Below are 12,671 nucleotides of genomic sequence, written 5' to 3'. Positions count from 1 at the left end.
CCGGCTCGCAACTGGGAGTCACCTCGATAGCGAGCCGGTTTTAATCTAATTCTTCCCAAACCACGAAAACTCCTGGCGGATTTGCGTAATCTGCTGGCGTACGTGATTGACGCTCGCAGTACGCACGACACGCCGCTGGAGCTCCTGGTTCAGGGAAATCCGCTCGCCTCATCAAGGCCGCGCACAAGCTCGTCGTCGTTGACGAGTGTGCAGTGTGAGGGGAGGGCGCCCACGAGCGCCAGTCGGAGATTGCGACACGAGTCTCGTGGACTGTCGGAGCGACAGGTCTGTCGCACGTCGTTAACAATTGGCCCTACGAGCTTATCGATGGCATTCGCAATCGGGAACAGTCCGGGTTGGATGAATGTTTGGGCATGATAAAAATGCAACTAACAGTCGATTCTGCCGGAACCTTTAGTCGCGGTTTTACCGCTCAAAAGGCGCTGTCAAAGCGAGTCCAGGTAATCCTAAAGTAATGTCCGCATGAGATTGATCGATTAGCGCATTACCGCACATGCGGAACCGCCGCGTCTTAGCCGCTCAGTAGCCGATCCCTCGAATCCGCTGAATGTCGTCGCGGCAATGCCTGGTTCGATCGTGACCGTGGCTCATCGCGACCCAACTTTCCCTACCCGTAGACCCACCGCACGGCCATTTCCCGTCGCGCGCAAGCTCGAGATTAAAAGTCCATCTCGACCTCAAACCGAAGCGTTGCCGCCATGTCCATGAAATCGCGCCAGAAACTGCCTTGCGCGCAGCGAGTCCGGTGAGCCGAAAAATTTGGCCGGCGTCGCCGTTTCGACAACCTGGCCGCCGTCCATGAACACGATACGATCGGCTACCTGTCGCGCGAATTCCATTTCGTGCGTGACGATCACCATCGTCGCACCTTCGTTGGCAAGGGACCTCATCACGCTCAGCACTTCCCCAACCAGCATTGGATCGAGCGCGCTGGTCGGTTCGTCGAACAGCAGTACGTCCGGCTTCATCGCAAGAGCGCGGGCAATGCCGACCCGTTGCTTCTGCCCCCCAGAAAGGCGTGAGGGAAACTGGTCGTGCTTGTCGGCAAGGCCGACGCGGGTAAGCAGTTCGATCGCTTCCTCGCGCACGGTCGCGCGGTCGCGTTTGAGCACGTGCAGCGGTGCCTCCATCACGTTTTCGATGACGCTCAGGTGCGGCCACAAAGCAAAATGCTGGAAGACCATGCCGATTTTGGCACGCATTTTTGCCAGATCGGCATCGCTCATCCTGATACGGGTGTTGTCGCGCACGCCCATCCGTTGGCCGGATACATGCACGCTGCCTGCGTCGGGCACTTCGAGCCAGTTGATACAGCGCAGCAGCGTCGACTTGCCGCATCCGGACGGTCCTAACAGGCAAACGGTCTCGCCCTGCGCGACCTGCAAAGACACGTCTCGCAGAACGTGGTTATCGCCAAACGACTTGGAGATGCCGACGAGCCTAAGGACGTTCGGCGACGTATCGACGGGGGGCAAATTTTCCGTTTCTGTTTCAGGCATTGTCAAAGGCAAGGTCGGGGTCACGCTCGACGCTCCTCGGCGAATTTGTTCAGCATCCCGGTGCCGGCTTCGATTGCAAGGCAGAGACACCAGTAAAGGAGGACCGCCGCGACGAACGCAGCGAACGGAATGAAGTAGGTGGCCTGAATGCCCGTCATTTCATGGGTCAGTTCGCCGACGGCGATGACGGTCAGAAACGCACTGTCCTTGACGATCTGGATCAACTGGTTGCCGACCAGGGGCATCGCGCGCAGCATGACCGGCGGCAGAATGATCCGTCGTAACAGGGTGAGACCGCGAAATCCGAACGCCTTGCCCGACTCGATCAACGATGCCGGAAGTTCGAGCCAGGCGCCGCGAAGCAACTCGCCCATGTAAGCCGTGTTGTAGAGAATCAGCGCGACTGCGCCAGCCGACCAGTTCGACATTCTGATGCCGAGCGTCGGCAAGCCGAAGTAGATCAGGTAGACAAACAGCAGAAATGGCGCGCAACGCATGGCATCGACGTAGGCGGTGGCCGCGCGGCTGACCGCCTTGTTCTCCGACATGAGCAAAGGCGTAAGTAGCGCGCCCAGTACGAGCGACGCCACGCCGGATATGACTAGAAGGATCACCGTGTTGAGCAGGCCAGCCAGCACGATGTCGCGCTGCTGCCAGATGATCAGGAAGTTGTTGATCAAATCATGCCTCCGGAGCGAAGACGTTTCTCGACCGCACGTTGCAGCCTGATGAGAGCGAACACGATCAGGCCGTAGAGCGCGAGCGCGAAGATGAACGGAGGCAGCGGCTCATACGTGTTCGAGCCGACACGCAACGCAGCGCGCGTAATCTCGACAATGCCGATCACTGCCACCGCGGGCGTCGACTTGATCTGCAGCGTCATTTCGTTCACGAGGCCGGGCAGACTCGCGCGGCAAACCTGTGGCATCACGATGCGCCGTATGCGGGTGAAACGCGGCATCGCGAACGACAGCGCTGCATCGTATTGATCGCGCGGAAATTCGACGAGCGCGCTGCGCCATATCTCGCAGTTGAAGGCCGACGTGCTGATAGTCAACGCGACAATCGCGGCGGGCAGCGGATCGAGCGATAGTCCGAGCTGGGGCAACGCGAAGAACACCAGCAAGGTCAACGTCACGGTCGGACACGACCGGATGACGCTGACGTAGGAGTACACGAAGCGGTCGAGCACCGGCACTTTCGCCCAGCGAATCAGCGCCAGTGCGAGCCCGAGCGGAACGCCGAGCACGATGCTGATGAGCGACAGCGAAATGGTCGCGAGTGCACCTTGCGTGATGCTCCAGTAATCGTAAGCGGTCATTAAGCGGGCTCGCCTGCGAGGTCAGTTGATGGACTGCGGCATCGATTCGAAGCTGGCGCCGAACCACTTCTTCTGAACCTGGTACATCTCACCACTCTTGCGTAGGTCGAGGAGCACGCTGTTGACCATCTGCAGCGCAGCCGTGTCGCCCTTCTTGACCGCCCATGCGATATACACTGGGCTGCCTATCTTTTGACCGATTACGAATGTGTCCGGCCGCGTCCTGATTAGTGAGTTGAGATTGATCTGCGTATTGGCGACGGCGTCGAGCCGTCCGAGCGCGAGATCCTGATAGGTCTCCGGATACGACTGATATTCGACAATCTGCTTGAGGCCGTTGCCGCCGTGGGTTTTCTTCAGTTGCTCGTCAAATGCTTTCACGTCGGCCAGCATTGCGCTGCCGGTCTGCACGCCGATCACCTTGCCGATCAGGTCGTCGGCGGACTTAATGGGCGATCCCTTCTTGGTCGCAAAAAACGTCGTCGATTCCGCCAGCGGCGCGGTGAAATCAAAGGTGCCTTTGCGCTCCGGCGTGACTAGAACCGCAGTGACAGCCATGTCGTACTTGCCTGTCGTTACGCCCGGCAGGATGCCCGACCACGGCATGATCTGCTGCTTCACCTGTACCGGAAGCTTCTTCTTCACTAGCGCGAGCATCTCGTTGTCATAGCCGGTGGGGGCACCGTTATCGACGAATTCGAATGGCTTGAAATCGTCTTCGGTCGCGACCGAGATATAGCCACGCGATTTGATCTCGTCGACGCTGGCAGCCGATGCGATGTGCGCAGCGCCCGCAAAGGCGGCAATAGCGAACAGCGAACGCAGAGACGACAGCGCGAGCCGGCTGAAGCCGGTGCGGAAAGTCTTGTCCGTTGCGGCACTTTGGATGGTGAGAGACGACATGAATACCCCTCTTGGTGTAATGACTCGGATGGCGCGCGAAGCGTGCGCTTTGGTGGCCGAAAGGCCGTCTCGTTCGTACGCATTCGAAAATTCGTATGCACACTGACAAGTTGCGCGTCTCCGATGCAATTCACATGCCAGTTCGACGAGCACCGCGCCGTGCCGATGTGAGCGTCGAGGCGAGCGCATACATGCGTCGATAGAGGGCAATCTGCGCACCAACAAAAGACTTAAGCCCCCACAGAATGGACAAAATGCACTCATTTGAGTCAATGCAACGGCTTTGGCGCCGTTGCGCGATAAAGGAGACGGCGCACAAAAAACGTGCGTGACGGACAGAGACGAGAAAGAAGAGAATTTCTGTTTTTGTACTGATACGATGCATACTGACGAATCAACTTACCGTTGACCAATTTGACAAGAAGCATGGAGGCTGGACCAAATGAAAGACGGCGGCGATCTTACGTTCCAAGAACCGGCTTATCGTGAAATCATCGAACCGGGCGGCCGCTGGTCGATGCGGCTGGAGACGGGCGATCAGTTGCGTATTGTCGATCTGGAGGGGCAGCAGGCGGTCGACTTTCTCTGCTACTCCGGCGAATTGCCGCTCGACCGGCTCAACGTTCCGAACACGGTAAAACTCAATCGCTCGTTGTATGTGACCAAGGGCACCACGATCTATTCCGATCGCGCGCGCAAGATGTTTTCGGTGCTCGACGACACCTGCGGTTTTCACGACACGCTCGCGGGATGTTGCAGCCACGAGATGGACTTCCTCCGCTACGGCGTCCATAACAAACTGAGTTGCCGCAGCAACTTCGCGCAGGAACTGGCGAAGTGGTCTCTGGGGCCGTCGGAAATCGTCTCGAACATCAACTTCTTCATGCGTGTGACGTTCGGCCAGCAGGGCGAGGTCGAGATTGCGCCAAGCCCGTCGAAAGCAGGCGACTACGTGGTGCTGCGCGCGGAGATGCCCGTTATTGCTGTGTTGTCGAACTGCCCACAACAGAACAATCCCTCGTCGGGCTTCCGACCCACGCCTGTCGAGGTCACGGTGTCGCGCGCCACGTCAGATAACCCTCCGCAGGCAAAATAAGGCAGGTCATGGTGGCGAGTCCGAATAAAGCAAAACCCGACAGGGCAGGCGCGAGCGACAGCGCGTCGAAGGCCTGGCGTCATACCGCGCTGGATGCACGCCCAGGCTTCCTGATCCGCCGGCTGCATCAGATCCATGTCGCGTTATTTGTCGAAGAGTGCGCGCCAGAGGGTATTACGCCAGTGCAATACAGCATTCTCACTGCGCTGGAGCAGATAGGGCCGTCCGAACAGATTGCTTTGTCGCGCGCCGTCGGTCTCGATCGCGCCAATACCGCCGACGTGATTGGGCGGCTGGTCGAGCGGCGTTTCATTCAGCGGCGCGTGTCGAAGACGGATAAACGCAAGAAGGTGGCGGAGCTGACGGAGATTGGACGGGCGCTGCTGGCGCGGCTCGAGACGGGTGTCGCGCGGGCTCACGAGCGGACGCTCGCCGCGCTGCCGCCCGAGGATCGCAAGCGCTTCATGACTTATCTGACGTTGCTCGTCGAGACCAATAACGATCTGAGCCGAACACCGGTCGGTGGCGCCGCGAAGAAAAGCGACGACGACTGACATTGCTGCCTTTTGGCGAAGCGTGGATCGTGCGTGCGACAGTGAGGATTTGCCAGGCGCCATCGATCCGGGCCTCGCCTCTGCAACTGACAGCCCAGAGGCGATTCTGGTCGCGAAGTCGTTGCCAAAGGCTGTCACGGAACAGCTCACGAGCATCGCGTTTCGAGAGATTGAACGGCCGACGCAAACAGACTCTGCGGAACAGCGAAGAGACCGCGGCCTAGCAGACCGGCACGGCCATCGGCGCCGATCATTGCGATCGCAGCGAGCGGCGCGACGCGGTGTAAGGCGACTCGCGCGGCATCGAGTCCGCAGTGGAGATCAGTAAAGCAGGGGTGGGAACCCGCGTACAGTTGGGCTTGCTCGCGTTGCCATTCGGGCGGCAGCCACGCGGCGAAGGCACCCGCCGGTTCAGGCGCGAGTGCGAGCGCCTGCGCTCCGAAACCGGCTACATCGATGACGCCGCTGTCTCCGGTCAAAGGAGCAGCAGCGACCTTGAGCGTGGGATTGATGGCCGGCCCTGCCGGCGCAGCAGCAGCGGCGGTGTGCCAGTGCGACGGGCGGCCCGCCAGTTGAATGCCGACGTCGATGCCGTTTCCCGCGAGCGAGACGACGAGCGTCGATGCCGGATCCGCATTTCGCGCGGCAGCCGACGTCATCAGGCGACACGCGGCCATCCACAGCGTGAGGAAGAACAGCGGCGTCTGCTGCAACATCGCATGGATCGACGAATCGGTGAGTCGTGCGGACAACACGTCGTAGAGCGCTGCGCTTGCGGCGGTCGTGCGGGCGTGCAGATCGTCGCCGTTGTCGAGGCCGTGCCGGGCGAGCGCTAAGAGATCGACGGGTTCGCCGCGCAGCGCTGTGTCGAGTGCCGGCGCGAGAATCGAGTCGCGCCATTTCATGCGGTCGAGAATCGCGGGGTCGCGTGAGCCGAAGCGCAGTTGCGGCCCCGCGCCGCTGCCCAGCAGCGACCAGGCGGCGCCAGTCGGATCGCCGGCTTCGACAAGCGCCGTGCTGCCCGAAATCACGGCTGCGAGCGGCGTAACCACTTCATAGGATTGGGCGCTGACAAGTTTCACGCGGCCGGTGGCGATCAGGTGTTCGGCATCCTGCTCGCTTGCCGCCCAGCCTTCATACAGACAGCACAACACCGCCGACGACAGCACCGGCGGGGGTGGCCTGCATGGGTCTTCATACGGAGGGCCTGCATGCAGCAGCGTGAACTCGGGCAGCCCAACGGCATCGCGTGCGAAGCGCACAGCGCGCCATTGAGGACGAACCGCTTGCAGGCGCTGAAGCGCGGCATCCTGGACCGGGGATGTCATCTGCGGACTCCGAAGCCGAACAGCCCGCAAACACGCGACCACAGGATTTTCCAGAACATGTTGCCGAGGTTGAGCGGGGCATTAGCGGACGGCTGCGTAGCCGGGTTAGCCGTATGGGCTGATATGACATCCGTAGGCTGCAAAACGGGTGGAACTGTTGCGGCTGGCGTCGTCACCGGGTCGGGGGCTGAAACGGTTGCCAGCTCCGGCTCGGCAGCAGGCGCGGTGGTCGTAGCTGCGACTTGCGAAGCCGAGAGATCCAGCCGGGCCTTGAGGTTCGCAGCGAAGGCTTCGGTCATCCGTGTGGCGAGTTCCTTCACGATGCCGCCACGCGAGAACTGCGCAAGGCTGCCGGCGATCGCGTAGTCCACCTTCACGTCGACGCGCGTCTCGCGAGGCGTCGGGTCGTCGAGTGAGAACGACGCTTCCCCCTTCACGCGTGACGCGCTCTTGCGATCCACCCCGCCGCCAATAACGCTGCCACGCCAGGCTGTATCGTCCAGCTTCATCTCGCCGTCGCCGGCAAAGCTTGCCACGATTGGCCCGAGTTTGACGGTCATCGCGAGCTTCAGACGGCCGTCGTCTGGTGGCGCGGTCAGCGACGCGCCGGGCAGACACGCTACGATCCCAGGTGTGTCGCGAAAACAGGCCCATACGACATCGCGTGGGTAGGGCACTGTAAAGTTTTGCTCAATTTCCATTCGTGGTCCGGTCTCTTGAGACTAGGGGATCAGGTTGCGGCAGTCGCGGCGAGCGGTGCACGCTGACTCGCCCGGTGCGCATCCAGTACGCGCCGGATCGCTCGCACGATACCGACATAGCCGGTGCACCGGCACAGGTTGCCCGAGAGTTCGAGGCGCACGCGGTCGTCGTCTGCGTCGGGCAGGCGGGTGACGATATCGCGCGCCGTCACCAGCATTCCCGGCGTGCAGTAGCCGCATTGCAACGCGTGCTCTGCCGTGAAGGCGGTGCGCAGTTCGTTCATCACGTCGTCGCTGTCGAAGCCTTCTATGCTCTGCACGTCGGAACCCGAGCACGAGACCGCCGACGTGATGCACGAGCGGGTCGGCATGCCGTCGACCATCAGCGTGCACGCGCCGCACACGCCCTGTTCGCAACCGAGGTTCGTGCCGCACAGCATCTGATGCTCGCGCAGAAAATCCGCGAGACTCGTGCGCGGTTCGACAGCGGCCGACACCTGCTCGCAATTGATCCGCAGTTCGATCCGTTGAGTGAGGATATCGGTCATTGCTGCTTCCTGTTTTCGCGGACGATCGCCGCAGCCCGTTCAAGCGCCACGCGATGCACCTGGTATTCGTAGCTCCCGGTTTCGAGACCCGCTGCGTCGAGATGCGGATCGAGCAGCGCCGCATTGGGGTTGTCGAGCAACGCGCGCGCGTTTTCGATCAAATGCGGCGGCCCGTCGATTGCACCGATCACGGCGCGGCAAATGCCGGCCGGCGCATCGTCGATGAAGACCGCAATCGCTTCCGCGAACTCGCCGGGCTTGCGATTGAACTTGTAGTAGCTCCAGCGCGCGGCAGGCGACAGGCGCCGAAAGCGCACGCCGGTGAGAATCTCGTCGGCCTCCAGCGCGGTCGTGAACGCGCCGCTCATCCAGCCGGCTGCCGTCAACGAGCGGGTCCCATGCGGGCCCGCGACGAGAAATTCCGCGTCGAGGGCATACATCGTGTTAATCCAGTCGGCAGCCGGATCGGCATGAGCGAGACTGCCGCCGAGTGTGCCGCGATTGCGCACCGCGCGATACGCGATGCCGCGCGCCACATAGGGCATCAATCCCTGTGTACCGTCGTCGATCTTGCGATCTTCGATCTCCGCGTGCGTCACGCATGCGCCGATCAGCGTCCTGTTACCTTCGTTGCCGCATTCACGCAACGCCGCGATACCGCGCAGATCGACCAGCGTCTCGGGTTGCGTGAGCCGCAGATTCATCATCGGGCCAAGCGACTGGCCGCCGGACACGAACTTCGCCATTCCATCGCTGGCGCCAACCAGCGCGATCGCGCTATCTTCGGTACCGGGCTTTGCATAGTCGTAGATCGCGGCTTTCATGCTGGCATCCCCTTGGCGGCGCGAGCCGGCGTTGCCGATCGCATAGCTTCGACAATGACACGCGGCGAGATCGGCAACTGGTCGACCTGAACGCCGAGCGGCCGCAGTGCATCGTTGACGGCATTCGCGATCGCGGCCGCTGAGCCGATCGCGCCGCTTTCGCCGATGCCTTTCTGTCCGAATTCGGTGTACGGAGCGGGCGTTTCCATGTGTTCGATACGGATAGCGGGGACTTCCGTGGCGCCGGGCAGCAGGTAGTCGGCGAGGGTAGAGGCAAGCGGCTGGCCGTCCTCGCTGTACGGCATGGCTTCGTAAAGGGCCGTGCCGATTCCCTGCGCTGCACCGCCGAATACCTGCCCATCGACGACCATCGGATTAATCAGCACGCCGCCGTCCTCGACGATCACGTAGTCGAGAATTTCAGTCTTGCCGAGTTGTGTGTCGACGGCTACGACGACCGCATGGCACGCGTAGCTGAACGTGCCGGTATCGCGTTTAGCCTGATACGACGTCGACACTTCCAGGCCGCGCGGATCGACGTCGGGCGGCAGTAGTTGTGGCGCGAGATACCACGTTCGCGCAATGTCGGCGATGGTGCAGCGGCCTTGCGCACCGACAACTGCGCCGTGCTCCCAACGCACGGCGTCGAGCGGCTCCATCAGCAGCCATGCGCCGATTTTCATCATCCGCTGTCTGAGTTCCTTCGAGGCCTGCCCTAGTGCGCCGCCAGCCATCACGATCGAGCGCGAGCCCCATGTGCCGGTCGAATACGGCGTCACACCGGTGTCGCCAAGTACGATGCGTACGCGTTCCGTATCGATGCCGAGCACCTCGTGCGCGATCTGCGCAAGCGTCGTCTCCATGCTCTGACCGTGCGAATGCACGCCGGCCCGCACTTCGAGAATGCCGTCGGGGGTGAGGCGAATGACGGCCGGCTCGCGGCCCGGCACCATCGGAATACCCCAGCCATGATAGACGGAGGTGCCGTGTGCGCCTTGCTCGCAAAAGACCGCGAGACCGAAACCGATCCGGCGACCATCGGGTTCGCCGCGCCGTTGACGCGCGCGTATCGCGGGAAGATCGATGGCGGCGATGGCCCGCCGTACGGCCTCTGGATAGTCGCCGCTGTCGAAGTGCTTGTTGGTGATGTTGTCGTACGGCATTTCGTGCGGTTCGACGAGATTGCGCAGTCGCACTTCGTAGGGTTCGATGCCGGCTTCCACGGCGATCGCGTCCATGACCGTTTCGATCGCGTAGCACACGCCGGTACGAGCTACGCCACGGTACGGCAGGATGGGCGGCTTGTTCGTCGCGACCGACCAGGTGCGGCAGCGATATCGATCCATCTTGTATGGGCCGGGCAGAATGCTGCCCACCTGCGCGGCCTCAAGGCAGGCGGAGAACGGATACGACGAGTAAGCGCCTGAGTCGACGCTAGCCTCGCACTCGACGGCGATAAGCCGGCCGTCGAGTTCGGCATACGCGGTGATGTCGTAGTCGTGCTCGCGGCAGTTGGCATTGGCCGTCAACTGTTCGCGGCGATCCTCGATCCAGCGGACCGGCTTCTCCAGATGCATCGCAAGCCAGCCACAGCAGACTTCTTCCGGCAACAGGATGCCCTTGTAGCCGAACCCCCCGCCGACGTCGGGCGCGATCACGCGGACCTGGCCTTCATCGAGACCGAGACAATGCGCGAGGCCCGTACGAGTGATGTGCGGCATCTGCGCCGACGTGTGGATGATCAGCTGAGAGAGGCGTCTATCCCAGTGCGCGACGACGCCGCGACCTTCCATCGGCGCCATGCTTTGGCGCGAGGTGCGTAGCTTGCGGCGGACCTTGATCGGCGCATCGCGACGGATCGCGTCGAGGTCGACGTCGGGCTTCGCATCGACAAAGGTTTCGAGGAAGACGTTGTCCCCCCAATGCTCGTGCACGAGTGCGGAGCCTTCGCGGCGAGCGTCGAGCATGTCGACGACAGCGGGCAGTTCTTCGAAGTCCACGAACACCTGCGCCGCGATGTCTTCCGCGGCAGCGCGCGTTGCCGCGACGCACATCGCAATGGTTTCGCCCACCTGGCGAACCTTACCGCTGGCGAGTACGGGCTGTTCGGACGGTTTGAAACCCGGCAGCCCCGAATTCGCTACGATCGGCTTCACATTGTCGAGATCGATCAGCGTGTAGACCGATTTTTCCAAACCGGCCGGCTTCTCTATTCCAACGATATGGCCATGTGCGATCGGGCTGCGCACGAACGCGACGTCGACCATTCCGACCATGCGAATATTGCTGACATATTCGCCGCGGCCATGCAGGAAGCGGTCGTCTTCCTTGCGCGGCAGCGATACGCCGATGCCCTGCGGCCGGTCCGGCGACTTGACTGTGACTGCACGTTTCATCGTTTGCCTCGTGAAGAGAGCCGGGTCGGATTTACGCCGCTCGCGCGAGAGGCAACTGGGACGCATTGGCGTCATAGCGGACGCCATCGCGTACACAGAAAAGCGGGGCGAGCATGCGGTCGGTGATCACCTGGGTGCCTTCGTTGTCTTCGAGCACCCAACGGCCACGGCGGTCGTCCAGCACGCTGATGTCAGCGACACCGCCCACCTTGAGCGTGCCCAATTCACCGTCCATGCCGATCATCTTCGCGGCATGGCTGGTCGTCATCGCAACGACATGATCGAGAGGAAGCCCGAGCGCCAGCATGCTGGTCATCGCACTGACGAGACTGAACTGCGTGCGGCCGAGGAATGAGTGCTCTTCGTCGGGATGGCTGTCAGGCGTGCCCGCAGGCGAGGGCACATGCGTGTTGTATCCATGCATGTCCGCGCCCAGCGTGTCGGGGATCACGCCGCTGTCGAGCACGACGCGAGCGGTCTTGAAGCTGAAGTGCGAGCCGTGACCGACGTCGATCTTGAGGCCGCGTGCGACCGCTTCATGAACGAGCGGATGCAACTGGCCGTTCTCCTCGACAAACCCGCCCGGATGCCGGCTGAACGGATGCGCGAGAATATCGCCGGGCTTCAGGGTCTCGACGACCTGATTGAAAATCGAGTCGGGATTGACAGGCATGCCGCCGAGCTCCGGCTTGGGCCAGAGCTGTCCGAAGTGAATGTAGACTGGCAAGGCAGCGTCGCGGCCAATTTTCGATGCGATCTTCATCACGTCGAGTCCCCAGCGCGCGAAGCCGCCGATCTCGGCATGCGCCTTGATACCCTTGACCAGATCAGCGTTGGCGAGCGCCGACTTGACGGTCGCTGCCGCATCGAGACAGTCGGGACGGTACAGGTCGGGATAGTAATGACCTTCGAGGCCGCCGACGAGATAGGCCGAAATAAAGGCGAACACGCGGGTTGCGGCGCGCTCGGCGACGAAGTTGCGAAAGCCCGGAATCGTGATGCAGCTCGCTCCGCCTTGATCGACGATGGTCGTCACGCCGGAGTGCACGCCGCATTGATCGGCATTCAGGCCAAAGCGGCCGGTCACGTATTGATAAACGTGGCCGTGTGTGTCGATCAGGCCGGGCAGCACCAGCCGGCCGCGGCAATCGATGATTTCGGCTGACGGCGCCTGGGCGAAGAGCCCGGCACCGATCGCGGCGATCGACTTGCCGTCGACGAGAACGTCGAGCGTGGCGTCGATGCCGGCGGCCGGATCGATCACGCGGCCACCTTGAAGTAGAAGCTGGGACATGTTTTGTGTGCGTTTCCGGGACGAGATGCGTGGTGTACCGCAAATAGTGTGCCGGTTTGAATCCGTTGCTTCAATGATTCGGAAAAGCCTTTTGCATCAATGAGAAACCGTCGATACCGCCAACAGATGTGTGCCATACCACGGATTTTTCCGAGCGACTTCGCACCAAAATGAAGACTCTGAGGC

12 protein-coding genes are annotated in these 12,671 nt (G+C 61.8%); 2 read left to right on the top strand and 10 right to left on the bottom strand.

The genetic code is table 11. The annotated features are described in order from the left end of the window. Positions 1–698 precede the first annotated feature (698 nt). From ACQKRQ_RS35285 to ACQKRQ_RS35270, 4 genes are read right to left on the bottom strand one after another with little or no spacing between them, the layout of a single operon-like run. Entirely contained in the window at positions 699–1,520 is an 822-nt protein-coding gene (locus tag ACQKRQ_RS35285; RefSeq protein ID WP_427482180.1) for an amino acid ABC transporter ATP-binding protein, read from the bottom strand. 20 nt (positions 1,521–1,540) lie between these two features. Continuing rightward, positions 1,541–2,200, bottom strand: coding sequence for an amino acid ABC transporter permease (locus tag ACQKRQ_RS35280; protein ID WP_427482178.1), 660 nt, complete (start codon positions 2,198–2,200; stop codon positions 1,541–1,543). Next, positions 2,197–2,841, bottom strand: coding sequence for an amino acid ABC transporter permease (locus ACQKRQ_RS35275; RefSeq protein WP_132379953.1), 645 nt, complete (start codon positions 2,839–2,841; stop codon positions 2,197–2,199). The genes ACQKRQ_RS35280 and ACQKRQ_RS35275 overlap by 4 nt, the downstream gene beginning before the upstream one ends. A 21-nt stretch (positions 2,842–2,862) precedes the next feature. After that, a complete protein-coding gene (locus ACQKRQ_RS35270) occupies positions 2,863–3,897 on the bottom strand; it encodes a transporter substrate-binding domain-containing protein (RefSeq protein WP_427482175.1) in 1,035 nt (344 codons plus the stop codon). A 289-nt stretch (positions 3,898–4,186) separates the two neighbouring features. Here ACQKRQ_RS35270 and ACQKRQ_RS35265 point away from each other — a divergent pair, with 289 nt between their 5' ends. After that, a complete protein-coding gene (locus ACQKRQ_RS35265; RefSeq protein WP_427482173.1) occupies positions 4,187–4,840 on the top strand; it encodes a DUF1989 domain-containing protein in 654 nt (217 codons plus the stop codon). A gap of 8 nt (positions 4,841–4,848) precedes the next feature. Then, positions 4,849–5,394: a MarR family winged helix-turn-helix transcriptional regulator gene (locus ACQKRQ_RS35260; protein ID WP_427482171.1), complete on the top strand. Its 546-nt coding sequence runs from the start codon at positions 4,849–4,851 to the stop codon at positions 5,392–5,394. Positions 5,395–5,540: 146 nt separating this feature from the next. Here the strand turns inward: ACQKRQ_RS35260 and ACQKRQ_RS35255 are convergent, their stop codons facing one another. Genes ACQKRQ_RS35255 through ACQKRQ_RS35230 form a run of 6 tightly spaced genes read right to left on the bottom strand, consistent with a single transcriptional unit; the run spans position 5,541 to position 12,485 of the window. Continuing rightward, positions 5,541–6,722 carry a DUF1116 domain-containing protein gene (locus tag ACQKRQ_RS35255; protein WP_427482169.1) on the bottom strand — a complete coding sequence of 394 codons (1,182 nt, stop codon included), beginning with the start codon at positions 6,720–6,722 and terminating at the stop codon, positions 5,541–5,543. After that, positions 6,719–7,423 carry an SRPBCC family protein gene (locus ACQKRQ_RS35250; protein WP_427482167.1) on the bottom strand — a complete coding sequence of 235 codons (705 nt, stop codon included), beginning with the start codon at positions 7,421–7,423 and terminating at the stop codon, positions 6,719–6,721. The genes ACQKRQ_RS35255 and ACQKRQ_RS35250 overlap by 4 nt, the downstream gene beginning before the upstream one ends. 29 nt (positions 7,424–7,452) lie before the next feature. Further along, entirely contained in the window at positions 7,453–7,971 is a 519-nt protein-coding gene (locus ACQKRQ_RS35245) for a (2Fe-2S)-binding protein (protein WP_427482165.1), read from the bottom strand. Then, positions 7,968–8,795, bottom strand: a complete 828-nt coding sequence (locus ACQKRQ_RS35240; protein WP_427482163.1) for an FAD binding domain-containing protein — start codon at positions 8,793–8,795, stop codon at positions 7,968–7,970. The genes ACQKRQ_RS35245 and ACQKRQ_RS35240 overlap by 4 nt, the downstream gene beginning before the upstream one ends. Next, positions 8,792–11,191: a xanthine dehydrogenase family protein molybdopterin-binding subunit gene (locus tag ACQKRQ_RS35235; RefSeq protein ID WP_427482161.1), complete on the bottom strand. Its 2,400-nt coding sequence runs from the start codon at positions 11,189–11,191 to the stop codon at positions 8,792–8,794. Before ACQKRQ_RS35235 ends, ACQKRQ_RS35240 begins: the two co-directional genes overlap by 4 nt. A 31-nt stretch (positions 11,192–11,222) precedes the next feature. Next, entirely contained in the window at positions 11,223–12,485 is a 1,263-nt protein-coding gene (locus ACQKRQ_RS35230; protein WP_427482159.1) for an amidohydrolase/deacetylase family metallohydrolase, read from the bottom strand. Between the last annotated feature and the right edge of the window lie 186 nt (positions 12,486–12,671).

This window comes from Paraburkholderia sp. NPDC080076 (assembly GCF_050281145.1).
GTDB lineage: Bacteria > Pseudomonadota > Gammaproteobacteria > Burkholderiales > Burkholderiaceae > Paraburkholderia.
The sequence above is the reverse complement of the archived record's forward strand: the minus strand, read 5'-3'. Positions and strand labels throughout refer to the sequence as shown.

Excerpts from the sequence above, each read along its gene's own strand:
- ACQKRQ_RS35285 (WP_427482180.1), bottom strand. The coding sequence starts at position 1,520 with ATGCCTGAAACAGAAACGGAAAATTTGCCCCCCGTCGATACGTCGCCG.
- ACQKRQ_RS35275 (WP_132379953.1), bottom strand. The coding sequence starts at position 2,841 with ATGACCGCTTACGATTACTGGAGCATCACGCAAGGTGCACTCGCGACC.
- ACQKRQ_RS35265 (WP_427482173.1), top strand. The coding sequence starts at position 4,187 with ATGAAAGACGGCGGCGATCTTACGTTCCAAGAACCGGCTTATCGTGAA.
- ACQKRQ_RS35260 (WP_427482171.1), top strand. The coding sequence starts at position 4,849 with ATGGTGGCGAGTCCGAATAAAGCAAAACCCGACAGGGCAGGCGCGAGC.
- ACQKRQ_RS35255 (WP_427482169.1), bottom strand. The coding sequence starts at position 6,722 with ATGACATCCCCGGTCCAGGATGCCGCGCTTCAGCGCCTGCAAGCGGTT.
- ACQKRQ_RS35250 (WP_427482167.1), bottom strand. The coding sequence starts at position 7,423 with ATGGAAATTGAGCAAAACTTTACAGTGCCCTACCCACGCGATGTCGTA.
- ACQKRQ_RS35245 (WP_427482165.1), bottom strand. The coding sequence starts at position 7,971 with ATGACCGATATCCTCACTCAACGGATCGAACTGCGGATCAATTGCGAG.
- ACQKRQ_RS35240 (WP_427482163.1), bottom strand. The coding sequence starts at position 8,795 with ATGAAAGCCGCGATCTACGACTATGCAAAGCCCGGTACCGAAGATAGC.
- ACQKRQ_RS35235 (WP_427482161.1), bottom strand. The coding sequence starts at position 11,191 with ATGAAACGTGCAGTCACAGTCAAGTCGCCGGACCGGCCGCAGGGCATC.
- ACQKRQ_RS35230 (WP_427482159.1), bottom strand. The coding sequence starts at position 12,485 with ATGTCCCAGCTTCTACTTCAAGGTGGCCGCGTGATCGATCCGGCCGCC.